The following is a 25,168-nucleotide window of genomic DNA, read 5'->3' as shown; positions in this document are numbered from 1 at the left end:
GCTGCAATCCAAAAACGCATCTCGGGTCCTCCTTCCCGGCAGCTTCACGCAACACTAGAACACTGTCCTGCCTTGGGCTAGAGATGAAACCGGCCGCAAACTGCCATGTTTCGACGCCGGCGCGTCCACCCCCTGCCAATCTTGTTGCCGCCGTTGACGAAGACGTCTCGTCTGATCGCGATTAGCTCCGAGGATCACATCAAGCACTCGGTCGAGAATCTCAACCAAGCACACTCACGAGCGTTCGCTCACATCGCCTGGCCGCCAACGTATTCGGTGCCTAACAGTTCGACCTAGGCGACGATCCGATTCTGGACCTGCTCACGGAGAGCCTGCACTACCTAGCACCAGCCGGCCGGGGGCCGCACGACATCACCGACGAGACCGACCTGTGGATGTGTTCCAGTCTTGACCGATCGTCGCCTCGCACGCCCACAGGCATCTCGCAATGATCATCGGAGCAGGCCGAGTTCAGCCGCACGTACCCCGAGCTGAAACCGTGTCGGCGCCTCCAGCCTTGCCATGACGTCCGCGACATAGCGGCGGTAGGTGCGCAGAGAAACCGAGAGCATGCGGGCCGCAACCTCGTCTGTAACACCGGCGTTCAAGCACTTGACCACTGAGATCGCCGTCGCATCGAATTCCTTGTGCTGTAGATCTGCATGGTCGCGCAGCGACAGAGCCGACGACCAGGTCTGCGTCATTAGCCGATGGATCGCTTCCATCAAAGTGTTCTCCGTGAAGACGTAAGCCTCGGCTGCCTCACCGACTCTGGCCCACACGATCGCGACTCGGCGGTCGATGATCATCGTGTTGCGGAAATCGGAGTAGGTGACACGAATCAGATCACTGAGCGGACAGCCTGCCAGCAGCGCTTCCCGATCTCGGCTGTCGGCATACTTCGACGACATCAGCAGCTTCACCTCAGTCCCGACCGCCAACATCTCACGTATCACTAGTTCCCCGACCGGATACTGCCGTTGCAGCTGTATCGGATCGGAGATAGCGACCACGATTTCCTCACGCGCGCCCCGCAACCGTCGCTGCAAATCGATGCCCCAGTCCTCCCCCGGACTGATCCGTGCCACGTCTCCCACCCCTAGATCAGGCTCACCGATCTCCGAGATGACCGAGTCCAGCAGCCGCCTTGACTGAGCCAGCATGTCGGCGATTTCCACGCTCATGACGCCCCTCCTACGTACAGCGTGTCCCTCAGCAACTCCCGATGCCGAAGGTACACAACAGTTCTCATGCACAAGAACACGTTCTAATTGCTAACTACACTGAGGATAGCCCACTTCGATCTCCAACGAATTTGTCCGCGCGCCCACCCGCAAGTGTCACTGCGCCGCGCAAGTTCGGCGGCGCGAACCAACTAGCGAGTTCGACATCGCTTCAGCAAGAGCAGCGGTACTCGAATCGATGCGACGGACCGACCTGTCGACGGCACGTGAAAACTGGATCTGGCACTCTTTCCGTGATTCCGGCTGGTCGGATTCCTCAGTCGCTGAGCAGGATTCGCTTCCGGAGCAGGTCGGTTTTGGCGCGGCCGAACATCTGTCGTTTGAGCATCTTGATCCGGTTGACTTGTCCTTCGACCGGGCCGCTGTTCCAAGGCAGAGTCAAACCTGCGGTGACCGCGTCCTGGTCGCGGCGCAAGCCACGGACGAACGAATGCAGGGCCGGTTGGTCGTCGGCCTCGACCATGGCCATCCACCGCTCCAGTTCTCGCCCGCGCAGCTCAGAAATGATCCTCGCGAACGCGCCGACGTGGCCGGGCGAGAGCCGCCAGCGGTGGACTCGCGGCCAGGATCGCGTCGAGCCGTTTCTGGTCTGCAGCGTCAATTGCGCTGGGATTGCTCATGATCCAGGTGACCACGCGCCGAGGTGATGGAGGGTGGCGTGGCGACTGAGGGACGGGCATGGTGGCCCGGAATGGGTGCAGGTATTTGCGGACGATCTTGACCCCGTCTCAGTAGCACGGCGACCGTGGTGAACCGCACCGAGGCCGCGATGTCGTCGACCATGACCCGCGGGCGGTGGTCTCGGCGAACAACACGGTCGAGTCAGTGCAGCCGCCGCTGAATCGTTGGTGCAGGTAGGGCTTGAATTCATCGAGCGGGCTGGGGCGGTATCCAGTGCCGTTGTTGACCAGAAGTTCCTCAGTCGGTGTCAGCGTGGGCGAAGCGCCGGACCGTGCCGCGCGCGAGGCCCAGGCGCTTGCCGATGCCACGCAGGCTTTCGCCCTCGTCGATCAGAGCGTGAATATCGTTGTAACGCTTCGAGTACGCACTGCCCATCGGTCGGTGCGCTGTTGCGGTGACGGTAATGCCATCGCAGTGGCCGGGGCCTGACCGTCGGGGTCGTGTTGTTCGCCGCGCTCGTTGTCGGCATCGATGCTGAGCGCGGCGTGCAACGCGGAACGGTGCCGGGCGATGGTGCGTTCGACAGCTCCGGCGACGTTGTGCCACAGGTGCCACCGGTCGGCGACCTGCAGGGCGTGGGGCGCGCCCAGGGTGGCGCCTTCGGCGTAGGCGCCGGCCCGGTCGCGGCAGATGATCTCGACGCCGGGATGCGCCCGCAGCCAGGCGGTCAGCGATTCGGCCCGGCGATCGTCCAAGACGTCGACGGGACGGCGGGATTCGATGTCGATCAGGATGGTGCCGTAGTCGTGCCCTCGGCGAAGCGCGAAATCGTCGACCCCGAGCACGCACGGTGTCGGCCGGACCGGATCGGGTAAGGCTCGGACCTGCCGCAACAGCGTCATCCGGCTGACAGATGCAGCCAAGTTCCCGGTCAGGCGCGCACCGCGCGACCACCCAGAGCCAGTCCGACCGCGCGGCGCACTCGTCGCAGGATCGTGGGGTGGCGACCGTGTCGGGTCGTGAGCCCCGAAACCTGTTCTGCGAAAGTCTTTCTGGCGCAGTCACGGTTGTCGCAGAACAGTCGGCGCACCCGTAGCCGGATCAGGACTTCGCGCCCGGCGAGAGCGGTGTCGGCCAGCCAGCGGTCACAGCGGCTGTGTACACGATGCGATTCGATTCCGCAGCTGGGGCATTCGACCGGATCGGTGCCGGTACGGGCTTCGATGCGCACCCCGGTGCCCACGGCATGCACGGTGTCGATGCGCAACGCGGCAGGTGCGGCAGCCGGACGGTCAGCAGTTCATTATCAGAGCACCGCACCATCGTCAATCATGAAGACCGCGTGCAGGGTTAGAACTGGGTCAATACGGAAAGACTGCCAGATCCAGGATTGGCGCGTCGTCGACACGACCACCCCACGTGACAGATCGTGGTCGCAGTTGTGGGTGAATGATACGGTCGTGACTCCTACGTCCGGGTGCGACCCAGTCGCCACCCCCGGATCTAGTATTCGAGGAAACCATCGAATCGCCTGGCGCTGCGCCTCCATGGCCGCTACGCCTGGGCCGCTGGCGCGATCGCCGCGTCGTTGCAGTCTCAATCGGAGTTGAAGCCTCGTCTTGGGCAGGACTGAGCGAGCCGTGCCGACTGTCCCTTTCAACTTGCACAAAAAAGCAACAGTTTTCTCCGCCAGCGACTCAAGCGACGAACCCAAACGTGGTAGGCGTTTCCGCTGATCAGGTTGTCCAGCAGCACTTCTGAAGCTTGCCATCGTCGCCCCAGCCGTCAGACCGCTCACCAAGACCCTGCGAACAGAGCTATGAAACGCGTTCTAATCTGTTGTTGTGGATGTGACATACGAGAACACGCTGAAAACCGTCCGCACCGACAAGGGGGTACTGCGTTATCATGAGGCCGGCGACGGGCCGCCGGTGATCCTGCTGCACGGATCTGGGATCGGCGTCAACGGCTGGCGCAACTTCGGCGGAAACCTCGCCGCCTTCGCCAAACATTTTCACTGCTACATCCTCGAGTTCCCAGGTTTCGGCGCGAGTGATCCCGTGCCTGGGCATCCGGTTCTCACTGCTGTCGACTCGGTTCTGCGGTTCATGGACGCCCTCGGCATCGAATCCGCTCCTCTGGTGGGCAATTCGATGGGCGGGGTGGTCGGCGTCATGGCCGCCATCGCACATCCGGCCCGAGTGGACAAGCTCGTGGCAATCGGCGGCGTCGGCACAAACATCTTCAGTCCAGGCCCGAGCGAGGGCACCCGACTGCTACGGGAGTTCGCCGACAACCCCAGCCGAGAGGCTCTGGTTCGCTGGTTGAACTGCATGGTGTTCGACCCGAAGCTGGTTACCGAGGACCTCATCGAGGAACGGTGGCGGGCCGCCATTCAGCCCGATGCCCTGCAGACGTTGCAGGCTATGTATGGCTCGAAAGCTGCTGCACTACAAGAACAAGCGCAGGCCCAGTCCAATACACCGCCCTACTGGTCGATGCTGCACAAGGTGCAGTGCCCGACATTAATGGTCTGGGGCAAGGACGACCGTCAGTGCCCACTGGACATGGCACAGGTACCACTACGGCTGATCCCCAGCGCGGAGCTGCACGTTCTCTCCAAATGTGGGCACTGGGTATTCGTAGAAGCCAAAGACGCCTTCGAACGCACCAGTATCGAATTCCTGCAGCGCTAGTCAACTGGCCCATCCGACGTAGCTCTTGACCTGCCCTGCAGAGGGTGCTCTGCAGGGCAGGCCCGGCAATACTCGGCTCCGCCAGGACCAGATAGATTTGACGCTGGCTACCGAAGCGGCGCAAAACATTCCGTCTAGCGCTAGGAGTTAGTCGCCCATGGCCTGTAGCTCCGGGGTCGATGAGTTGTCACGCCGGTTAGTGCCGGATGAGTTGTGGGAGCTGACCGAACCATTGCTTCCGAAGTTCGCCCCGCGTACGCAAGGCGGCGGCTCCGAACCTACCGACCAGCGGGCGGTTTTCGCCGCCGTGGTGTACGTGCTGACCAGCAGTTGCGCGTGGCGGATGCTGCCACCGTCGTTCGGGATCACCGTGCCGACCGCGCACCAGCGGTTCACGGTGTGGACCAAGGTCGGGTTGTGGCATCGCCTACAACGAGCTGTGCTCGACGAGCTGGGCAACCAAGGCTTGATCGACTGGTCGCGGGCGGTGATCGACGCGATGTCGGTGCGGGCGAAAAGGGGGTGATCTCACCGGGCCGAATCCGGTCGATCGTGGCAAACCCGGTTCGAAACTCATGCGCTGTCCGATCGCGCCGGAATCCTTCTGGCCGTTGATGTTTCGGCGGGCAATATCAACGACGCCGAAGCGTTGCGGCCGTTGGTCAAGGCCATTCCGCCAGTGCGCTCGCGCCGTGGTCCGCGGCGGCTCGAACTGTCGAAGCTGCACGCGGACAAGGCTTATGACATCGCCGAGCTGCGTCGGTGGGTCCGTGATCGGGGCTTACCACCTGAGACAAAACGGCCAGTGGCATTCGACTACCGGGCACCACCGAACAGTGTGCGTGCCCAGATCGATGCGGCAGCGGTACGAGACCTGATGTTTGTTGTAGTGTCCATGTCGTCAACCAAGCTGATGCGATCAGTCTGGCCTGATTACCCCCGAGCGAGCCCCGCGCCGAACAGGTCCGGGGCTCGATTGGTTCGGAACGGACGACACGCGGTTTCCAAAACCACCTACAGCTACCTGGCCCACTACTCGTGGTGGGCGGTGATGAGGTGGCTCGAGAAACGACACCCGCGCCTGGGTTGACGGCGGTTCCTCACCGAGAAACCGAACAAGCGCCCAGAAGACAATGGATCCGTGCTCTACAACCCCAGCGATCTCGCCATCGAGCGATACCGCTACCGGGGTAACTCGGACACAACACCCAAAGCTGGCCCCTACCGAGAAACAGTCCTAGACCTGCCATTCTATGCTGCGGGGTGTGACTTCATAGGACCTTGCAACCTGATGCTCATCACGGTAGAGGCGCGGACCGGAGTGAATCGCCGACCTCGGGCGCCGTCTGCGATCACCGGACGAGATGCGCGGAGCCCGGTTCCGAGTCGGCGATACTGAGCGCGCCGAGCACAGAGTTAATACTCTACCGCTGTAGACGACATACGGGAAGGGTGTCCATGTCCGAGGAGGGAGAAACCGGGGAGGAACCGGATCTGGCCGCATTGATGTTTCGTGTGCTGCCGCAGCTGGCGGCGAAGGAGGAACCCCTGCTGCGGGAGGCGGGACTGTCAATGTGGGAGTACGCGATCATGAGCGAGCTGGTGTCGACGCGCGTCGTGTCGCAGGTCGAACTGTCGCGCCGCACCCGGCGCGACCCCACCCGATTAGGCCGGCATCTGGACGAACTGGCCACCCGCGGTCTGGTCGTCCGAGCACGGGCGCAGGATCAACGCCAGCGCACCGTTGGGCTCACCGACAGCGGGCGCACGCTGTATACGACGGTCAAGAAGCGCGTCAGAGACGCCGAGGACGAACTTCTGCACACAACCCTGGCCACAGCAGACGCCACCTTTTTCCGGCAGTTGCTCGCCCGGCTCGCAACACCCGATGTGCCGGTGGGCGACTCGGGAGAGCGATCACCTTGACAATCGCGGTCACCACGAGCCCAACAGCGTTCCAGTGGATTGTCACATATTCGCCCCGGGGCGGTACCACGATCGTGGTCCGCGACAGCTCCGCGGGCCCCGCCGCAGGCGGCCTACGACATCTGCTATGCCGACGCCTTCCGGACAGATCGACAATATGCTCGAACCTCGTTTGACTGGCCAGCTCGACCCGTTGGTGACGGCTTCGCGTATCGGGGCGAGATACATCCGATCGACGCCCTCGAAGGCGGAGGGCCCGCGCTGCACTCGATCTGAGTGCGGGGTGTTCCAGCACACGCCGTAGGGGCGCCGAATCGCTGACACCGCAGGCAATTTCGCCGGTCCGCGAGCAAAATCGCTGTCAGTGACGACACCGCGAGCGGTAACCAAACACGAACTGCTCGAATGCCGGGTTTTCACGGGCCGGAATATCGTTCGCAGGTAATCGTCGGCGGACTCGGTCAGGGCGACCGCGACCTCCTAGACATCGACCAGCACGCGCGCAAGACCGGCCACCTGCCACGTCGAAGACTGATCTCACAGCGCATCCGCTCAGGGTGCGGTGCTCGGGTAATCTGGCAGCCGATACTCGCCGCGGGTGCCGAGCAGCCGGGTGAGCAGGGTCCGAACCGGGCCCATTGGCCGTGACACCACGACCCCCAGCAGCGTGAGCAGCAGCGTGAGCACCGGGCGGGTGCGGGGCAGTAGCAGTCGGACCATGACCTCAGTGCCCTTCTGCACGCCGGATGCCAGCGGCCGCAATAGTTCCTCGTAACGGTCGAAGGCCCGCGCGAGATTGTCCGGTGTCGTGGAGATTTCGGCGGCGAGCAGGTAGGCGCCGACCAGAGCGAGGGTGGCGCCGAGTCCGGTCATCGGTGAACCGCAGTAGGCGGCGTCCCCGAGCAGGACGATCCGGCCGCGCGACCAGCTCGGCATCCGCACCCGGATCATCTCGTCGAAGTAGAAGTCAGGCGCGTCGGCCATGGCGTCAAGCATCGCCGGAACCACCCAGCCGTGCCCGGCCAGCCGATCGCTGATCAGTCGCTGCTGGCGTGCGGTATCTCCGCGCAGGTTCTCGTCCACGGGCATGCGCATGTTGATGATCGCCGTAGAGCTCGACGGATCGCGATGGGGTCGCATGCCGACCGCGTTCGCCGGCACCGGATACACACCGCCCCAGGCGGTTTCCAGCATCGTCGCCGGTGGCGTAGGCATGGTGAAGAATCCGACGTAAGCACCGAGGTATTCGGTGAAATGCTCACGCGGGCCGAATACCCTCTCACGGACCTCCGAGTGCAGGCCATCGGCGCCAATCACGACATCGAAGCTGTGCACGGCACCGGAGGCGAAGCGTACCTTCACCGCTTCGCTGTCCTGATCGAGCTCCTCTACCCATTCGCCGTACCGGTAATCGAGCACGCCCGATGTGACCGGAAGCGCGGCGATCTCTTCGAGCAGCACCCGGTTGAGATCACCACGGTTGAGTTCGATATCGGCGAGGAACCGGTCACCACCGAACTGCTCAGCGGAGATGCTGGCCAGTGTGCGGCCGCGCTCGTCGACCACCACCATTCCGCGTTCGTCGAGTTGATAGCGCCGGATGCCCGGCATCAAACCCATCCGCTCGGCCACCGCGCGGCCGGCGCCGCGCAAGGAGACACCCTGCCCGCCGGGCCGGGGCGCGGACGCGCGTTCGACGACGGTGACGTCGATGCCCGAGCGCAGCAGCTGCAGCGCAACCGCGTTGCCCGCGATACCGCCGCCGCAGACCAACGCATGAACCGATCCAGACATGAAGCTCCCTCCCACAGGCCACCTTGATCTCGGCCAGTGTTTCAGCGATTGATGCACTGGCACAACCCCATACCCGTCATACGAATCCGTCACCGTATCCGGCGACGGGCACCTTGAAGTCACCTCGACCCTACTCCTCTCCCCCGCCAGTGCAGGTCAGACAGACTGCGACAGAACCTATTTCACACAGTTCGGGGCGCATCGACAGACCTTCCGCTGAACACTTTGCGGCATAGGAACATTCGGGCATCGCACGTTGGCCAGACGCGTCAGATCGGGCACTGTCACAAGATGTGATCGGCCACCTGACATCGCTGCCGCAATCTCACAGTTACCAGAAATATTTCCATCCGAAAATGCTGGTAGATCCGAATTTACCAGTCAATAGCATGGTGATTTGCATCCGATTCGACGCAAAGAGCACGTCCGCGGGCTAACCGCAGATCCGCCCACGGACGTTGACAGAGCGCTATTAGCAAAGGTATAGATTTAATCGTTGCAATTAGCACGGTCTATGCACAAAGCAGGAATCGAGGGGGACTCGAAATCAGGGTGGGTTGATATCATTGGGCCTGCGCGGGGCCCGTTCTGACTCATCGTTGCCTATTTCCCGCCGGTCGGACTGATATTCATTCCTTCCAGCCCAATCCGATGTGCGCACGTCGAATCGACAGCGATTCGGCATCCTTGACGTGCTATAGCACACAGTTGCGACAGTGACGGAAATCGAATCTCCACAAATACCCACGCGTGTAGGAGAAGTTGATCAATGAAGCCAAATTGGGCCTATGGCCTGGGTGAGCTGTTCGAGCACAGAAGCAAAACCGGCAAACCCATAACATTCCATCTCTCCAGGCCCCTGGATATCGATCGGGAGAAACGATTATCGCTCGATTTGCCGACCCTGGCCGGATTGGTCAGAGACACTGCCGGGGTGCTGAACGAAGTCGGCGTGAAATCCGGCGATCGAGTGGTGGTCTACAAGGCTAATCATTTCGACTGTATTCTGCTGGCAGCGGCGGCCGCGCGAATAGGCGCCGTCCCCGTCATGCTCTCGGGGATGCTCCTGAAGGAAGCCGTGCACGGCCTCATCCGCCGTGTCGAGCCGACGGCCATCGTCAGCGACGGATCACGAATCGAACGCGCGGACATATCGCCCGAGCACTTTCCCGACCTCAAAGGGAGAATTCTCAGCGTCAACGGCGTCGCACCGCATGCGCGGAGTTTCCTGGACATCAGATCCGAGCCCTGCCGCGCGGCTGTCGCCCGGCGCGACGACCAGCTGCTCATGCTGACGCACACGTCGGGCACCACGGGACTGCCGAAGCTGGTCATATTCCCTCCCTCGACAATTCAGAAACAGATGGCGCGGCTGGAATGCCGGCATTTTCCGCCGTTGACGTTCCGCAGGAATGACGTTGTCGCAATGTTCACGCCCTATGTCCACGCCCGCGCCTTTACATGGATATATTCGGTCCTGACCTTGTCACCGGCGACAGTGCTACTTATGGACGATAATGTGCCCGACGTCGTGGACCGAATGTTCCGGGTGAATAAACCGACGTTCGTCGAAGCGCTGCCGATGGACTACACATCGATGGAACCGCTGCTTCGCACGGGAGCGGACAACCCGTTCTCGGATGTCCGGGTTTTCGTCGGGAACTTCGATGCGGTGCGATGGCCGGTTATTCGAAGGTATCTCAATGCCACTGGGCACCCGTTTCCACTCTGGCGCGAAGGTTACGGCCAGTCCGAGACCGGCGGCATGGGCATGACGGTCATTTCACGTCGATCGGCGAACCGACCCCGTGATCACAAGCCAGGACCCCGCATAGTAGGGCGCCCGATGCCAGGATTCGTCCAGCTGAAAGTGGTGGATCCAAAAAGCTTCGCGCCTGTAGAACGTGGGCGCCCCGGTTTGGTATTAGCAAAGACCAAGGCTAGGTGCGCCGGATACTACGGTGAAATGGACCGCTGGGCGGAGAAGGTCATCGGCGACTGGTGGAATACCGGGGACCTCGGAATTCTGACCCAGACCGGGGCATTGAGAATTATTGATCGCGAGGTCAACGCGGCCTCGGGGATCGGGTATCTGGAATTCGAGGATACCCTCGTCGACAGGCTCCCCGAGGGAATTGACGTCGCGGTATTGCCCAGGCCCGACGGACCACCGCTGCCCATCGTAGCGTCCCGTGGCGGCCGGCTGAACGACGACGATTGGACGCGCGCCTGCACCGGGTTGCCGGAGCTGTCCGAGCCGGTGGTGATCGCGGCCGCCGATATGCCGCGCACCGCCACCGGCAAGATCGTCCGTGAGGAGCTGCGCCGGCGGTATCTCGACACAGTCGCCACTCCGGGGTCGGGGCGCTGGACATGAGCAGCACCCTAAGTATCGAGCGAAACGGCTTCACCGTGGAGCCGTTGACGCACTCGTGCAATGTGGTGTGGGAATCACGCCACCACGTCGTCTTCGGGGTGAGCCCCGGGAACAGCTACTTCAACGTGGATCGATTACGCGTCATTTTCGGATGGCTGCGCAGCGAGTTCCGCCAAATCGACGTCGTCATTCCCGATGAATCACTGCGGCATACCTTCCAGGCACTGGGGTACGAGCCGGAGAAAGCGGCCAAGAAGGCCCGCGCAGAAACGAACGTGCTCAGAAATCGGGTCGTACGCGCCTGGGACGAAATCGGTGGCCCGCGCAGCATGGACGGCATACACCGCATGTCCGAGCTGTCCTCCGATCCGGTGTACGCCAGCACTCTGGAACATTGCGCCCGGCAGGTCGGTTCGGATCCGGTGCTGCGCGCCGCCTGCGAGGAGACGACGCGGGATGTACTCGCCTCCAAAGGCGCCGACGGCGATTTCTCCGCCGCACAGATCGTCGAAGCTATGAAGTATCTGATTGCAGAGCTGCCCTTCTTCGTATCGTCACGCCGGATGTTCGACGTCGACGCCTCGCTGAACTTTTATCACCAGCCCCTGCCACTGGCCGATGTCATCTTTTCCGGAGAACACTCGCTCCGAGCCGAGTCCGGGCAGGGCTACGCGACGATCCGCTCGATGGACGTGCTCACCGAGCAGCGTCTGAATTTCTAACCGCTGCAATAGAACTCGACAGCACGGGCATCCGCGTGCTCGCAACGATTTCGAACGCTCCGGTAGGAGCCTCACACAAGGAGAGATACCGATGTCCGAACAGGTGGACCAGTACGACCAGATCGCGGCCAACTTCGACGAGTTGGAGGCGATCATCCACTTCGTGCGAGAAAACCTCGACTGGCCCTCGTTCGAGCGTGCGCTCGGCGCACTGCAGAATTCCCGGGTGCTCGATGTGGGCTGCGGCGAAGGTGGATTCACCCGTCGTATCAAGGAACTCGGTGCGGCACACGTGGTCGGCACCGATCTCTCCGCCGGGATGATCGCACTGGCGGAACAGACCGAGCAGCGCGAGCCGATCGGCATCGAATACCACGTCTACGACCTGGAAGCCATGCCGATACTCGGGGAATTCGATGTCGTCACCGCCGTGCACGTCCTGCATTACGCCGACAGCCGCCCGGCGATGGCGACCATGGCGAAGGTCATGTACGCCAATCTGGCTGTGGGCGGCAGGCTGGTGGTGCTGAGCGGGAACGCGGATGCCAGTGCCCGGTCCGAAGAGGCCGCAGGCTTCCGCACGTATCGGCCGGAGAATGCGCGCGAAGGCGACAAGTTCAAGGTGGCGGTGATGACCAATCCGCCGACCGAGATCGAAGTGCATCATTGGCCCACCGCGACCATCTTGGACGTGCTGCGCGAGGCGGGATTCGCCGATGTGCGCTGGGCGCCGGTGACCATCGGAGACTCGGTGGCGCCAGCGGATCTCGAACGTGCGACGCGCTGCGCCGAGAACCCCACCAGCCTCATCCTGACCGCGACCAAACACTAGGCAAGCGATGTCCCGAGGTGACACGAAATATGTAGTGGCACAACAATAGCCGAGCCGATATCCGTCCGGTCGGGACTGCGACAGTGGCAGCGAGCAAGGAAAGCGTAGGTACACCAAGGTGCGGTCATCAGCGGTCGAGGTGTTGCGCGTCGCGATAGTCGGCGTCGGCCCCCGAGGACTCAATGTCTTCGAACGGATCTGCGCCAATCTCGGCGAACATCGGTTCGGCGCCGAGATCTACCTCGTCGATTCGATGCGGGTCGGTACCGGCGCGGTCTGGCGTACCGAACAGTCTCCGTATTTGCTGATGAATACGGTGGCCTCGCAGATCACCGCCTTCACCGATCACTCCGTCGATATGCTCGGCCCCGTCGTCGCGGGGCCGAGTGTGTACGAATGGGCCTGTCGGCTGCGCGCCACCGGGAATTTCGCGCGACTACCCACGGCGGTCTTCGGCGAATGCTGCGCCCTGGGCCCCGACTCCTATCCGACCCGTGCGACCTACGGCCACTACCTGCGCTGGGCCTACGAGCACTTCCGTGACCGGAACGCGAGATATATACGCGCGCACGAGATTACCGCCACCGCGACAGATCTTCGCGATGAGCCGTCCGGGCTGCAGGAACTCCGCCTCGCCGACGGGAGCCAGATAGGCGGCCTGCACGCGGTAGTTCTGGCCCAAGGACACATCGCCCCCACGACCGCTACGTCGGAGGGCTCGATGGGCCGCCGAGCCCTCCGCCTCGGACTGAGTTACATCGCTGCGGCGAATGCCGCCGATGTGTGCCTCGATCGCATCCCCGCTCACGAACCGATCATCATTCGAGGGCTCGGGCTGACATTCTTCGACTACATGGCGCTGCTCACCACCGGCCGCGGGGGCCGATTCCGGTCCGAGGGCGAATCGCTCGAATACCAGTCGTCCGGCCATGAACCCCTGATTGTGGCCGGCAGCCGCCGCGGCGTGCCCCACCACGCGCGCGGTGAGAACCAGAAGGGGGTCGACGGGCGGCACGTTCCCACGCTACTCACCGCGGACGGCATTGACGAGTTCCGCTCGCGCGCAGAGCATTCGGGTGATCTGTCGTTTCGCCGGCACGTCTGGCCGCTGATAGCACGCGAGGTGGAAGCGGTCTATTACAGCACCTTGGTCGCCGAGCGTACCGCCGCTGAGGACCTGCGGGCGTTCCGGCATCAGCTCATACACGCGCCGACCGAACGCGAACTGCACATAGAACTGGACCGCCGCGGAATCACTCCCAGCGACCGCTGGGATTGGGACGCGCTCATCGACCCGACCCGCGGATTGAACTTCTGCGGTCCCGGGCACTTCCATGACTGGCTGCTCAGTTACCTCGACGCCGATGTTCGGCATGCGGAACTGGGTAACGTGCGCGGGCCGGTCAAGGCGGCGCTGGACGTATTGCGTGACCTGCGCAACGAGATTCGGCTGATCGTCGATCACGGCGGTCTCGCGGGGGACTCGTATCGCGACGACCTCGACCGCTGGTACACGCCGGTCAACGCGTTCCTCTCCATCGGGCCGCCGGCGCGGCGCGTTGCCGAACTGGCCGGTCTCATCCGTGCGGGCGTGGTACGCGTCCTCGGACCCGAGATGGATGTCCACATCGACGAACACCTCGGGCTCTTCGTCGCACATTCCCCGCGCGTCAGCGGCTCCGCCACCACCGCGAGCCGCCTGATCGACGCATGGCTGCCCACACCGGATCTGGCCACCACGAGCGACCCACTGCTGCGTAACCTGTTGCGCCGAAAAGACATTCGCAGCTACGCCATCACCAACCCAGGCGGCGAAAACTACCGTACGGGCGGTATCGAGGTCACTCGGGACGTCCACGTCACGGTGCGTGCGGACGGGCGAGCACATCCGCGTCGGCACGTCTTCGGTGTGCCGACCGAAGCGGTGCACTGGGTCACCGCCGCCGGACCACGCCCCGGCGTCAATTCCGTGACGCTCGCGGACGGCGATCGCATCGCACGCGCGATCCTTGCCGCCCACCGCCTCTCGACAGCAACACCCATCGAAGGGATCGAAAACATGTCACACGACCTGGGTCTGCTCGCACCCGTGCGTGCGGGCGTGCCGATCGCGCAGCGGCTCGGCGACGACGCCTGGATCGACGCCATGGTGGACGTCGAACTGGCACTTGCGCGCGCCCAGGAACGCCTGGGCGTCATCCCGGCAGGCGCATCACAAGGGATGGCGAGGGCGCTACAGGAGCATCACCTCGATGTTCGAGCCATCGCGCACGCGGCACGCGGGGCGGCCAATCCCGTCGTCGCCTTCGTTGAAGAACTCCATCGCGTGGTCGCGCAGATCGATCCGGTCAATGCGGAGTACGTGCACTGGGGAGCGACCAGCCAGGATATCTTCGACACCGCGACCATGCTGATCGCCGGCCGGGCGGTGAGCACGATCATCGCCGACGTGAACGCGACGATCGACGCGTTGGCACGGCTCGCCCACACCCACCGCGACACCCCGGTCGCCGGGCGCACGCTGGCCATGCACGCGGTCCCGACGACCTTGGGCGCGAAGGTCGCGAACTGGATACACGCGCTGATCGGGGCGCGTGACCGCCTCGACCGGACCCTCCGCACCGGCCTACCGGTGCAGCTCGGCGGCGCCGCAGGCACTTTCGCGTCCTACGTGGAATGCGCACGCCTGGGCGCACCGGATTTGGCCACCGCCGACGCCGGGCAGATCTACGACATGCTGACCGGCGAGTTCGCCGCGGAACTGTCGATGACCGCGCCGATCGCGCCGTGGCACACCGTCCGGACACCGATCGCGGATCTGGCCGCCGCTTTGGCCGTCACCGCCGGCGCCCTGGGCAAGGTCGCACTCGACGTGATCACGCTGGCGCGGACCGAAGTCGTAGAGCTCCACGAACCGGCCGCCGCCGGACGCGGCGCCTCCTCCGCGATGCCCCAGAAGCGAAATCCCGCGCTCAGCACACTAATTCGTGCCGCCGCGCTCCAGGTTCCGGCGCTGGCCTCCACGCTGTTCGCCGCCATGCTGGCCGAGGACGAGCGTCCAGCCGGCGCATGGCATTCGGAATGGCAACCATTGCGCGAGTGCCTGCTGCTCGTCGGCGGCGCCGCCTATACCGCAGTCGAACTCGCTCAAGGATTAACCGCCGATGTCGGCCGCATGCGTGCGAATCTCGAACTGACACAGGGCCAGATCGTGTCCGAACGCTTGTCCATCCGGCTGGCCCCGCTGCTGGGGAAGTCCGTCGCGAAGAAGACCCTGCAGGCGGCCGCGTTCGAAGCGTACAGCGGTGGCCGGGAACTGGTGGACGTACTCGCCGAAGATGCCACTGTCCGCGCCCATTTCACCGCGACGGAGCTGGCCGCGCTGTTGCGCCCGGAGGACTATCTGGGCGCCGCACCACAATTGGTCGATCGGATCATTGATCGTGCCCGCCAGGTTCAGCGTCAGTAATCGGTTGGCGTGCGCCGGGGCGTGGACATCCTTCGCTCAATCGTCTACCGTGGTAGAGGATCTACCGCCGGTGCTCAACACGCTCAATACCACCGACCCCCCCGGCATGCCCCCGTAACCTGGCGCGCCCCCGGTCCCAACCGCGATGTGGCGACCAGCGACAGTGGAAGCGAGAACACGAAGTGGACGTATCCATGCTCCACACCCTGACCGAGGACTTCGCGACATTCCTGTCCGAAGTCACCCACAGCGACCTCAGTAGCCCGGTGCCCTACTCCACCCGTGACATCGGCGATCTGTATCTGCATCTGCTCGACCAGCACAACAACATCGCCGCTGTTCTCGGCGACCGGCCGATCCCGCAGCCGACCGGCCCGCACGACCGACAAGCCCTGGATACCCGCGTAGACCCGATCTACGGCAGTGTCGAACTCGAAGCCGGGTACCGGCACTCCGCCCAGCTCATGGAGAACGCGTTCACCGCCACGACCGACACGAGCCGGCGCTACCAGGTCCCGGGGTTCCCTGCAGCCGCCGACATCGCAACCCTGTACGAGGAACAGATCCGCAATACCGTCATCCACACCTGGGATGTCGCTCAGGCCCTGGGCTTTCCCTATCAACCGGCCCGCGACGTCGCCCAGCGCGTCCTACGAACCACTGTCCTGCGCGCGACCCCGCAGGCAAGCGACTCGGCCACCGAAACAGCCAACGACACAGGCGAATTCGCGTCCGTACTCAGCTTGTCCGGACGCACACGCTGAAAGTTCGAACAACCGCTCGCCGCGCCGCTAGCGAACGCCGAGAAACACACAACCTGTCGTATCCGTTGGGAGCCTCATCAGTATGACCGACAAACAAGTTGCCACCGAGCCGAACGATCTCGGCCGATACTTCCTCGAGCGCGTGAATGGGGGCGACCTCGACGGATTGGTGGCGTTGTACGAGCCCGACGCTGTACTTGAGTTTCCCTCCGGCACCTTCGTGACCGGACATGCGGAAATCCGCAAGGTCTTCGAGCAGCTCATCGCCGCCGCGCCGGTCCTCGAGCGGGGCAGGCAACATCCGGCACTGGTGAACGGCGACCTGGCCCTCACAGCGACCACGTCGACCACCGGTTCGGTGTCGGTCGAGGTCGCGCGGCGCCAACCTGACGGGTCGTGGCTGTGGGCGGTCGACCGGCCGATGCTGGTGTCCTGATCCTGGTGAAGGTAGCGCCGGTGCCGCACATCGGGTCCAGGACCAGGTCGCCGGGGTGGGCATAGGTGGTGCATGGGAGGCGACAGTCAACACTAAGCGTTGTCCGCCCAAACATGAATGGGAACAACATATTTCGTATTTCCAAACTTGTATGTACCTGCCCGACAGAGGGGCTGCCCCGAAGCTCCTTGCGGCTCCTCGACCAAGCCCTGATCGCTCACGTCCTGCCCGGCCAAGACGAGGATGCACCCACTCGCGCCGTCGCATACATGTTGGGACGCCACAGAACCCCAGCGCCGGCATCGAACCCATGAAACTGAGTTGGCAAATGATGCCGAACGCGATGTCAAATGAACACGAAAATGGCCCGAACCAGATGGTGTCCCGGGCCGTTCCGCCTAGTAAGCTGGGCCAGGATTTGAACCTGCGACCTCTGGGTTGTGAGCTTAAATTCGCTTATCCCGTAATCGGCCATATGGAAAATTCTGGCTTGGATCAGGCGCTTTATGTACCGCCAAACGGGGCGAGAGGGCGTCTCGTGGTATCCGATGCCATGCTATGGCGCGAGTTTCCGGTTACTTTCCGGTCAGTCGATATGGCCGATCATGATGCTTCAGACCAGAACCTCGTCGGCGCGTCGGGATGCAACAAACCAACGAGATTCTGGTCTCAGCACATTCCCGGCAATCGATCCTTTATTCATCGACAGGTGCCCAGTACGCCACATCGACATGCGACGGACCCCGCATTAGGACAACCTGTCGACTCTGCAAACCTGGTCACGAGCCCACTCTTACGCTTCGGGCAGCGTTCGCAATCTGGCTTCGGCCTGCACAGGAGCGGAGACCTCATCAGGCTCACCGTTTGTGTCATGAATCGTGATCGTTTAGGTGGCACGATTGAGCGGTGACTGGAACCACGACGCCCGACGTGTTCGCTGAGGACTCCCACCATGCGCTGGTCCCGAACCACCTCTGGGCGTATGCACACGACCATGCTCATCTGGCAGAAGCTGCTGAAGAGCTGCAGCGCTTCCTCGCGGACATAGCCAACGAAGCGTCCATCACAGTCCACACCATTCAAGCGCGTGCCAAGACCTTGGCCTCTTACCAGGACAAGTCCCTGAAGAAGCTTGAGGACGGAGCGGTGAAGTACCCTGATCCGAAGGATGCGGAGACGGGTATCCAGGATTGCATCGCCGCGCGGGCGATCCTGTATACCTCGCAGGCTCGGAATGACTTTGCTGACCAGATCACCCGGCGGGTCACTGCCGGCGCCCCGTTCAACCCAGGCGACGAGAAGCACAACGGCTACGACAGCGTTCACGTCATCGTCAAGGAAATCTCCAATGACGTACTGAAGACCCGCTATAAAGCGCTGGCAAAATACCTGGAGACATATCCTGGCCTGGAGATTCAGCTCCGAAGCGTCGCAGCTCACGCCTGGGCGGAGTACGAGCACGACATCAGATACAAGTCTCAGGGATACCAGGCGCTATCGAAGAACGACCGCGACCAAGTGGACCAGTTCTTCGTCGAAGCAGGCGGCTTGCGTCGGTTCATGGACGAGTTATTCGACCGGATCGAAGGGCTGATGGCGAAGGAGGACGACAGCACATCGCCCGTGGATCCCGATGAACTGACCAATGAAGTCGGCGACTCCAAGAACGACACTGGCGATGACCAGGACCTCTCCACAGACACACTCCGCAGCTTGGTCGAGCAACGTTTCCCAAAGTACGACGTCGGTGAGAACGCCGCAGTGGAAGAGCTGATCTCGAACCTCGACCGACTGGGCGTCCGTTCAATCGGACGCCTGAAATCGACACTCGCACAGATTGAGTCCGACGACGTATTCAGTCTTATGGAGTATCCGGTCACGCCGACCGGTGCGCGCCGCCTCGACGACGAGCTGCTCACGGCATTTACCGAGCGCTACGTGGAGGATGCACCCAGCGATGACCGTCAGCAACTCCTCAGGCTCCGTTTGCGCAAGGTACGAGGCAAATATGCCATCTACTCGATCCACAACGGCGAAACGATTCGGCCCGCCGTACCTGCGGCACGTGCAGTACGGGATCTCGCCCAAATGGTTGCAACTGACCTCGGCATAGATGCGGCGCTCATTGAAAGTGCAATCGCGCTCGATGTCGACGAGCTAAAAATTTCCGCCAAACCCGTCGCTGTGTCGATGCCCGGCGGCGAACTCCAGGTCGCAACCAACCTCTCCCGGCCATGGGCCGAGGAAATCCTGAAAACGCTGATGGGACGTGCGACCGGGTCCGGTTGGAGCGTGACACGGGCGGGCGACCTACTTGTCGAGGCACCCTCGGCTGTGGATCCTGGCGAGCCAGCAACAGGTGATGCAGCTTCCACTGAGACCGTCAAACAGCCAGGGACGCAAGCCGAGGAATAATCGGCCAAAACCAGTATGGCGGATCGACTTCCGACATCGGCCCATGTCACAGACTTCGCGGCTGAGCGTTGCTAGACACTGGAAAGAATCCCTTCTACTGGGTGCGACAGGTGTTTGCCCCGTGTAACTCGACCACCCGGCCGAGTTCCTCTGCAGCCCGCTCCTGCGGTGTGAAGTCAGGCAGCTCTTTGCGATGTCCACATTGACGTACGTGCCAGGTAAGCGATGGGCCAAGACGAATCTCCTTACACGACTGGATATCTCACTGCAGCAGACAACCGGGTACGCAGCGCGCCGACATCACAGGTATCGAGGAGAAGACGGTCTTATCAGTGCGCTTAGGCCTTCGGGGCGGTAGGCGTGCGCACGCTACACCGGCGGCGTGGTCGGTCAAGCCGCGTGTGCCGCACATCCTGCGAGCCAACAATTCGACTGTGGACCGGTCGCGGGGTTCTCGGCTTGACCGCCCACTGACGCCGCCGGTGTTTACGCGTTGCGCCCACCGCCCCGAAGGCGCGGCGCGACTATCGATATTTGGGTTGTCGCACTGCGCTTTTCGGGCTTGTCCTGTTGAGGAGTCCGATTATGTCTTCGTCCGACATTGTGCTCAAGAACCCCGGTCAGTTCATTGCCGCCGTGCCCGCGATGCTGGGATTCGTCCCCGAGCGGTCGCTGGTGATTGCCCTACTGCGACAAGAACCGGACCGCACGCACGAGGTGCAACTCTGCGCTCGTCTGGATCTGCCGAGCGCCGCTGATCAGTATTCGCAACTGCCGCAGCGCATTGCGAACGTGTGCGGTCGCTCCGGTGCGATCGCTGCGCTGGCGGTGATCGTCGATGACCGCGTCTCCCGACCCGACGGTCATGAGCCCGGAGCTGCTGATCACCGCCCGCTGGTCGATGCCCTGCAGCAGCGTCTGGCCGGCTGCGATGTCGTTCTTGCGGGTGCATGGGGGGTTTCCCGGATCGGCGATGCCGCTGAATGGTGGAACATCAGCTCTCCTGGGTCCCATGGTCTTCAGCCGGACCCGTCGGCGTCACAGGTTGCGGCGACTCGAGTCTTCGATGGTCTCGCGCTGCGCTCGTCGCGGGAGGAGCTGGCGGATTCGATCGCCGCCGACAAGGCGATTCTGGAACAGGTGGTCGCCTCCTTGCCTGCTGTGGCCGCTGAGGCACAGCGGCGGCTTGCTCGTGCGATCGAGATCAACAATCCCGATGCCTACAGCAGGATGGCGTTGTGGCGGGTGATGTCGGTCATCACCCACGCCAGGGACCTGGTCGATATCACGCCGAACGCGATCGCTGAAGTCGCTGTCGCACTGCGTGATACCGCTGTGCGCGATGCAATGTTCGGTGTTGCGGGCGGTGCGCATGCGCGGGCCGCGGAGGAACTGTGGGGTGTGCTGACGCGCGCTCTGCCTAATCCGGATCGGGCCGAATCGTCGATGCTGCTGGGGTTCAGCGCGTATCTGCGGGGCGACGGCGTGTTGGCCGGGATCGCTCTGGAGCAGGCGCTCGCCTGTGATCCCGAGCATCGTATGGCGATGCTGCTCGATGTCGGATTGCAGACGGCGATGCCGCCGGCGCGGTTGAACAAGCTCGTGCGCGCCGGTATCGAGGCCGCCGCGGATCTGCGCGTCGATATCGGTATCGCCACCACCGAGTCCGGGATGGAGGTCCTGCGGTGAGTGTCGATCGTCTGGCCTGGGCGTTGCTCTCCCGCGCGGCATCAGGTCCGTGCGGCTCGTTGGTGTCGCTGATCGAGCAGATCGGCCCCCGTCAGGCAGCCCTGATGCTGCAATCGGGTGATCTGCCGGTGGATCAGCGGATCCTCGATCGCGGCGCCGGCGGTTTGCATTCCGCCGCACGGGATCTGGACATGATGGAGCGAATCGGCGCCCGTTTGGTGACTCCCGAGGATGCGGAGTGGCCGCTGATGCTGGGGTGCCTGCCGTCGTGCTCGGACAACGTCGGTGATGTGGTGCCGGTGGCGTTGTGGGTGCGTGGGCACCGGTCGCTGCGGAAGGTCACCGACCGTGCGATCGCGGTGATCGGAGCGCGAGCCAGCACCGAGTACGGCAACCATGTCGCCACACAGATCGCCGGTGATCTCGCCGGTTCGGGCTGGACCGTGGTGGCGGGCGCAGCATTCGGTATCGACGCCGCCGGGCACAGGGCGGCGATCGCGGCGGGTGGAATAACGGTGGCGGTCATGCCGTGCGGGCTCGATCGCCCGTATCCGACCGCGCACGACCGGCTGCTGGACTCGATCGCCGACAACGGGCTCGTCCTCACCGAGTACCCGCCCGGTACGACTGTTCGGCGGCAGAGCTTCCTCGACCGTAACCGGTTGGTCGCGGCGCTGTCGCGAGCGACAGTGGCTGTGGAGGCCGGGCTGCGTTCGGGCACAGCGTCCACGTTGCGATGGGCCGAACGATTCGGGCGCCCGGTATTCGCGGTTCCTGGGCCGGTGACCTCTGCGGCGTCGGCGGGCTGTCACCGATTCATCACCGACGGGGACGCGCGGTTGGTCACCTGCGCAGCCGACATCCGGCAGGCACTGCTGGAGCGACCGCCGCTCGGCATGACCGCACCGTTCGTGCATATGCCGCCCGCACCGCAGGGAGGGATTCGATGACGAGCGTGGCGCACAGCGCGGAACCGGTGCCAGTGTGGTCGATCTGTGTGGGCGGCAACGATTCCGGCACGCTGCTGCCGGTGAGCGCCCAGCTCGACACCGCACTGGAACCGGCTACGACCGGGATCACGTGTGAGGCCCGGGATCGGGTGCGGGCGGCGATCTGCAATGCCGGACACCAGTTTCCGGATGGGAGACTGGTCATCTCCGCTCCCGTCCCCGCGCAGTGCCGTGCCGACCTGTCGGATCTGGCGGTCGCAGTGGCGATCGAGGCCACCTGCGGGTCGATTCCCGCACGTGCGCTGGCCGATACAGTGTTCATCGGGCAGCTCGGGCTCGACGGCCAGATGAGCGCACGCATCAGGTTGGCGCAGGCGGTACGCATGGTGCAGCAGGCCGGTCTGAGCCGCGTGGTCGTTCCTGCTGAGCACACGGATCGGTTATCGCGCACTGCGGGCGTGGAGGTGTTTGCTGCCTCGACGCTCTCGGCCGTGCTGGCCTGGGTCACCGATCCCCGCCAGCATCTGCGCGCACCCGAGCCGCGTGACCGTCTGGGTGTGCCTGCTGATGTGCGGGTGCGGGAGGCGGTGCAAGTGTGTGCCGCCGGCGGGCATCATCTCGCCGTCACCGGCGCAGGAAATGCACCGACTTTGGTGCCCGTGCACTATCTGCATGCGCTACTTCCTTCGTTGTCTCGTCGCGATGCTTTGGGCGCGACGAAACTGCGCGCCCGGACCGAGGTGACGTGTGTGTCTCCCCTGTCGCTGACTCCGCCGCTGCGAGAGCTGCATCATTCCGCGTCGTGGCGCACCGTGTTCGGCACCGCCGATATGGTCGGCGCGGCGGCACGAGCCCATCGGGGAGTGCTGGCCTGCCGGGAGTTCCCGCACTGGGATTCCAAGCTCGGTCGTGCGCTGGCCATGCTGACGCGCGAGGGGGCCATCCGGTTCGGCGATGGTGGGCAACTCGGCGTCCCTGCCCAGTTCCAGCTGGCGCTGACCGGTCACGACTGTGTCTGCGAGGACACCGGTCACCGCTCACCATCGGGTGCGCATGTGTGTTTCCGGTGGCCGCATGAGGAGCTGGACGGTTGCGTCGATGTGCGGGTTCGCATCCAGCCGGGGGCGGTCGAAACGGTTTCGCGGGCAAGGCTTACCGGGCGAGAACAGGTGTGCACTGCGCGCCGGATCGCCGCACGCAGGTGGTCTCGGCTCGGGGTGTTGACCAACGCGCGAGTGCCGGTCGATGCGTTGCGTGGTGCTCTCGGTGTGCGATCGGCGCTGCTGCGTGAGCTGGACCAGCTCACGCGGACTGGGGCGCTTTCCGCTGCGCAAGCGGGGGCAGTTTTGGCTGTGACATGGACGCTGTGCGACCTGCGTGGCGAGGCCTCGCCTGCGGCCGACGATCTGGAACACGCGTTGCGCTTACGTCGTCCTGTCTGACCGCTCGAAGACAGTGATCTGACGGCGCATACCGGAATGCCGTAATTGGTTGTCTAAGTGACTGTTTCGTGCCGTCCGGGTGGTCGGTGGGGCGGGCGCACGCTACACCGGCGGCGCGGACGGTCAAGCCGCACCGCGCCACGCTGGCAGGGTAAACCGTCACAGCAGTGTCGCCGCATGTCGGTGCAACGGCTTGACCGCCCACCCTCGCCGCCGGTGTCCGCGTGAAGCGCCCCACCGACCACACCCCGGACGGCGCCGATCAGCACCCGGTGCTGTTGCGGGTGGGGTTGATCCTGGGCGCCTTGTCGTCGGCTGGCGTGGGCATGTCGTCGTGGCCCACACCAGCCGATCACCACCCCTCACACCACCACCCCTCCAGCACGGCCGAATCTCGCGGCCGACTGGATCAGTTTGGTGAATTCCCTTCACTTCCAAGGAGATTTCTTATGTCGGGATACCGAAATCCGCAAGGCAGCACCGTGGTCGTGCAGCGGGAAGGTTCGTTGCTGCACGTCATGCTGTCTCGTTCGATCGATGATCCGCCGATCTCCGAATCGAGCTGGTCGGCGCAACTGGCCGTGGCAGCGCGCAGTGAACTCGGCGGCCCGGCTCGCCGGGTCTCCTCCGGTGGGGCCCTCACGAACGACGCCGCGAGCGGTCGACGCGAGCGCCGCTGCGCGACCTACACGATCGATTCCGCGTTCTCCGTCACCGATCGCGGTGACGAGGTCCACGTCGTGGTCTCCGGCCTGCTCACCGCCGACGGTGCCCGCGCGCTCACCGCCCGGCTCCCGCTCGACTTCGTGGTGCGCCGCCATGCAGGCAGGTGGTGGATCGCCCGCGGCGATCGCGTGCTGCACAAGCTCACTGCCGGAACGAAAGTCGTTGTGGCACTGCCGCCACGTTGCGAGTTGGCCGACCATTTCGGCAAAGGCGTCCTGGCTGTCACCCGCGTCACCGTCCGTGGATCGATGGCCCCTTTCCTCACCGTCGCGCATGCGTGCACGGCGCATACCCCGACCTCGGAGCAGATCCTCGCGCACAACCGGGAACTGGGCGAGAGAGTCGATTCGATCGAGATCATCGATCTCGCCTCCGGCCACCCCCTCGCGTCCTGGACGCCCGAGCCGGCTACATCCGGGCAGTGACTGTCCCCAATCGAAACTCGCTCCACCAGAAAGGATTTCGATCGTTATGTCCATTCTTTCTTTCCATGAGGATTCCTACGAGAACTCCCGCGATCACGGCACCTGTTACACCATCGAACCCACCGACGAGGTCCCCGTAGGCGGGCGAGTGTTCGTCGACATGGCCGAGCACACTGTGCCCGGTGACGGCGAGTACGGGCGCCGGCCGAAGATCGTGTTCCGGTTCTTCGGGTTGTCGGTGCACGGCCGCTGGCTCGGGGCGCCGGTCAGTACCGCGGCGTTCTATCCGAGCTGGAGCGATCACCAGCCCGGAATGGCGATGCTGTGCCTGGGCGAACCCGGCCATCTGGTCGTCGAGGTGGGGCGGTTGCTCAGCGATCAGCCCTCCCATATCGAGCAGGCGGTGCGCACCGTGCTGGTCGCGTTGTCGCACCGGTTCCTGACCGACCTGCGGGTCGCGCAGTATCGGCAAACCGAGGCTGCCCAGCGCTGTGACCGTGCCTCGCGCGCACAGGAATTGGCCGAGATGCGCAAAGACATCGCCCGCCTGCGCTACCGCCACGCGCGCAGTGCGGCCGACGCGGCCGATGCGCTGCTGGCCGCCGTGCGCACCAAGACCGGTTCATGAACGCCGGCGGTG

Annotated in this window: 20 protein-coding genes and 1 pseudogene; 16 read left to right on the top strand and 5 right to left on the bottom strand. The window is 63.8% G+C overall.

The window, feature by feature from the left end; all coding sequences use genetic code 11:
- Positions 1 to 452: 452 nt before the first annotated feature.
- From OG326_RS15325 to OG326_RS15310, 4 genes are all read right to left on the bottom strand, one after another.
- A complete protein-coding gene (locus OG326_RS15325; protein ID WP_327145299.1) occupies positions 453 to 1,184 on the bottom strand; it encodes a hypothetical protein in 732 nt (243 codons plus the stop codon).
- A 316-nt stretch (positions 1,185 to 1,500) separates the two neighbouring features.
- On the bottom strand, positions 1,501 to 1,845 hold the full coding sequence (locus tag OG326_RS43030) for a transposase (RefSeq protein ID WP_442790963.1): 345 nt from the start codon (positions 1,843 to 1,845) through the stop codon (positions 1,501 to 1,503).
- A gap of 409 nt (positions 1,846 to 2,254) precedes the next feature.
- Positions 2,255 to 2,767, bottom strand: a complete 513-nt coding sequence (locus OG326_RS15315) for a transposase (protein WP_327145298.1) — start codon at positions 2,765 to 2,767, stop codon at positions 2,255 to 2,257.
- 29 nt (positions 2,768 to 2,796) lie between these two features.
- On the bottom strand, positions 2,797 to 3,132 hold the full coding sequence (locus OG326_RS15310) for a transposase family protein (protein WP_327145297.1): 336 nt from the start codon (positions 3,130 to 3,132) through the stop codon (positions 2,797 to 2,799).
- 577 nt (positions 3,133 to 3,709) lie between these two features.
- Here OG326_RS15310 and OG326_RS15305 point away from each other — a divergent pair.
- The 4 genes and pseudogenes from OG326_RS15305 to OG326_RS15295 all read left to right on the top strand — a co-directional run bounded on the left by OG326_RS15305 (position 3,710) and on the right by OG326_RS15295 (position 6,487).
- A complete protein-coding gene (locus tag OG326_RS15305; RefSeq protein WP_327145296.1) occupies positions 3,710 to 4,561 on the top strand; it encodes an alpha/beta fold hydrolase in 852 nt (283 codons plus the stop codon).
- Positions 4,562 to 4,718: 157 nt separating this feature from the next.
- Positions 4,719 to 5,087, top strand: a complete 369-nt coding sequence (locus OG326_RS43025; protein ID WP_442790962.1) for a transposase — start codon at positions 4,719 to 4,721, stop codon at positions 5,085 to 5,087.
- A gap of 45 nt (positions 5,088 to 5,132) precedes the next feature.
- A pseudogene (locus OG326_RS43020) lies at positions 5,133 to 5,651 on the top strand (transposase); the annotation flags it as partial.
- A gap of 368 nt (positions 5,652 to 6,019) precedes the next feature.
- Entirely contained in the window at positions 6,020 to 6,487 is a 468-nt protein-coding gene (locus OG326_RS15295; protein ID WP_327145295.1) for a MarR family winged helix-turn-helix transcriptional regulator, read from the top strand.
- A 552-nt stretch (positions 6,488 to 7,039) separates the two neighbouring features.
- Here OG326_RS15295 and OG326_RS15290 read toward each other — a convergent pair.
- Entirely contained in the window at positions 7,040 to 8,281 is a 1,242-nt protein-coding gene (locus OG326_RS15290) for an FAD-dependent monooxygenase (protein WP_327145294.1), read from the bottom strand.
- A 769-nt stretch (positions 8,282 to 9,050) separates the two neighbouring features.
- Here OG326_RS15290 and OG326_RS15285 point away from each other — a divergent pair.
- The 12 genes from OG326_RS15285 to OG326_RS15230 all read left to right on the top strand — a co-directional run bounded on the left by OG326_RS15285 (position 9,051) and on the right by OG326_RS15230 (position 25,156).
- Complete coding sequence (locus OG326_RS15285) at positions 9,051 to 10,658, top strand: class I adenylate-forming enzyme family protein (protein WP_327145293.1); 1,608 nt, start codon at positions 9,051 to 9,053, stop codon at positions 10,656 to 10,658.
- Positions 10,659 to 10,693: 35 nt separating this feature from the next.
- Positions 10,694 to 11,380 carry a tRNA-dependent cyclodipeptide synthase gene (locus OG326_RS15280; RefSeq protein ID WP_327145292.1) on the top strand — a complete coding sequence of 229 codons (687 nt, stop codon included), beginning with the start codon at positions 10,694 to 10,696 and terminating at the stop codon, positions 11,378 to 11,380.
- 91 nt (positions 11,381 to 11,471) lie between these two features.
- Entirely contained in the window at positions 11,472 to 12,212 is a 741-nt protein-coding gene (locus OG326_RS15275; protein ID WP_327145291.1) for a class I SAM-dependent methyltransferase, read from the top strand.
- Positions 12,213 to 12,330: 118 nt separating this feature from the next.
- The gene (locus OG326_RS15270) at positions 12,331 to 15,681 is read left to right on the top strand and encodes a 3-carboxy-cis,cis-muconate cycloisomerase family FAD/NAD(P)-binding protein (protein WP_327145290.1); all 3,351 of its coding nucleotides are present in this window, start codon (positions 12,331 to 12,333) and stop codon (positions 15,679 to 15,681) included.
- A gap of 194 nt (positions 15,682 to 15,875) precedes the next feature.
- Positions 15,876 to 16,445, top strand: a complete 570-nt coding sequence (locus OG326_RS15265; protein WP_327145289.1) for a maleylpyruvate isomerase family mycothiol-dependent enzyme — start codon at positions 15,876 to 15,878, stop codon at positions 16,443 to 16,445.
- 82 nt (positions 16,446 to 16,527) lie between these two features.
- Complete coding sequence (locus tag OG326_RS15260) at positions 16,528 to 16,881, top strand: YybH family protein (protein ID WP_327145288.1); 354 nt, start codon at positions 16,528 to 16,530, stop codon at positions 16,879 to 16,881.
- Between the two features lie 906 nt (positions 16,882 to 17,787).
- A complete protein-coding gene (locus tag OG326_RS15255) occupies positions 17,788 to 19,296 on the top strand; it encodes a RelA/SpoT domain-containing protein (protein WP_327145287.1) in 1,509 nt (502 codons plus the stop codon).
- Between the two features lie 585 nt (positions 19,297 to 19,881).
- Positions 19,882 to 20,985 carry a DUF4192 domain-containing protein gene (locus OG326_RS15250; protein WP_327145286.1) on the top strand — a complete coding sequence of 368 codons (1,104 nt, stop codon included), beginning with the start codon at positions 19,882 to 19,884 and terminating at the stop codon, positions 20,983 to 20,985.
- Positions 20,982 to 21,935 (top strand): DNA-processing protein DprA, encoded by a 954-nt coding sequence (gene dprA, locus OG326_RS15245; RefSeq protein ID WP_327145285.1) that lies wholly within the window; start codon positions 20,982 to 20,984, stop codon positions 21,933 to 21,935. Before OG326_RS15250 ends, dprA begins: the two co-directional genes overlap by 4 nt.
- Entirely contained in the window at positions 21,932 to 23,377 is a 1,446-nt protein-coding gene (locus OG326_RS15240) for an ATP-binding protein (protein WP_327145284.1), read from the top strand. The genes dprA and OG326_RS15240 overlap by 4 nt, the downstream gene beginning before the upstream one ends.
- Before the next feature lie 449 nt (positions 23,378 to 23,826).
- A complete protein-coding gene (locus OG326_RS15235; RefSeq protein WP_327145283.1) occupies positions 23,827 to 24,528 on the top strand; it encodes a hypothetical protein in 702 nt (233 codons plus the stop codon).
- A gap of 46 nt (positions 24,529 to 24,574) precedes the next feature.
- On the top strand, positions 24,575 to 25,156 hold the full coding sequence (locus tag OG326_RS15230; protein ID WP_327145282.1) for a hypothetical protein: 582 nt from the start codon (positions 24,575 to 24,577) through the stop codon (positions 25,154 to 25,156).
- Positions 25,157 to 25,168 lie beyond the last annotated feature (12 nt).

It is taken from the genome of Nocardia sp. NBC_01327 (genome assembly GCF_035958815.1).
Taxonomy (GTDB): domain Bacteria; phylum Actinomycetota; class Actinomycetes; order Mycobacteriales; family Mycobacteriaceae; genus Nocardia.
Note: the sequence above shows the minus strand (reverse complement) of the source record. Positions and strands in the feature narration are given on the sequence as shown.

Bases quoted from the DNA above. Each gene is read 5' to 3' on its own strand.
- OG326_RS15325 (WP_327145299.1), bottom strand. From the start codon at position 1,184: ATGAGCGTGGAAATCGCCGACATGCTGGCTCAGTCAAGGCGGCTGCTG.
- OG326_RS15315 (WP_327145298.1), bottom strand. From the start codon at position 2,767: ATGACGCTGTTGCGGCAGGTCCGAGCCTTACCCGATCCGGTCCGGCCG.
- OG326_RS43025 (WP_442790962.1), top strand. From the start codon at position 4,719: ATGGCCTGTAGCTCCGGGGTCGATGAGTTGTCACGCCGGTTAGTGCCG.
- OG326_RS15295 (WP_327145295.1), top strand. From the start codon at position 6,020: ATGTCCGAGGAGGGAGAAACCGGGGAGGAACCGGATCTGGCCGCATTG.
- OG326_RS15290 (WP_327145294.1), bottom strand. From the start codon at position 8,281: ATGTCTGGATCGGTTCATGCGTTGGTCTGCGGCGGCGGTATCGCGGGC.
- OG326_RS15285 (WP_327145293.1), top strand. From the start codon at position 9,051: ATGAAGCCAAATTGGGCCTATGGCCTGGGTGAGCTGTTCGAGCACAGA.
- OG326_RS15275 (WP_327145291.1), top strand. From the start codon at position 11,472: ATGTCCGAACAGGTGGACCAGTACGACCAGATCGCGGCCAACTTCGAC.
- OG326_RS15265 (WP_327145289.1), top strand. From the start codon at position 15,876: ATGCTCCACACCCTGACCGAGGACTTCGCGACATTCCTGTCCGAAGTC.
- OG326_RS15260 (WP_327145288.1), top strand. From the start codon at position 16,528: ATGACCGACAAACAAGTTGCCACCGAGCCGAACGATCTCGGCCGATAC.
- OG326_RS15250 (WP_327145286.1), top strand. From the start codon at position 19,882: ATGTCTTCGTCCGACATTGTGCTCAAGAACCCCGGTCAGTTCATTGCC.
- OG326_RS15240 (WP_327145284.1), top strand. From the start codon at position 21,932: ATGACGAGCGTGGCGCACAGCGCGGAACCGGTGCCAGTGTGGTCGATC.
- OG326_RS15235 (WP_327145283.1), top strand. From the start codon at position 23,827: ATGTCGGGATACCGAAATCCGCAAGGCAGCACCGTGGTCGTGCAGCGG.
- OG326_RS15230 (WP_327145282.1), top strand. From the start codon at position 24,575: ATGTCCATTCTTTCTTTCCATGAGGATTCCTACGAGAACTCCCGCGAT.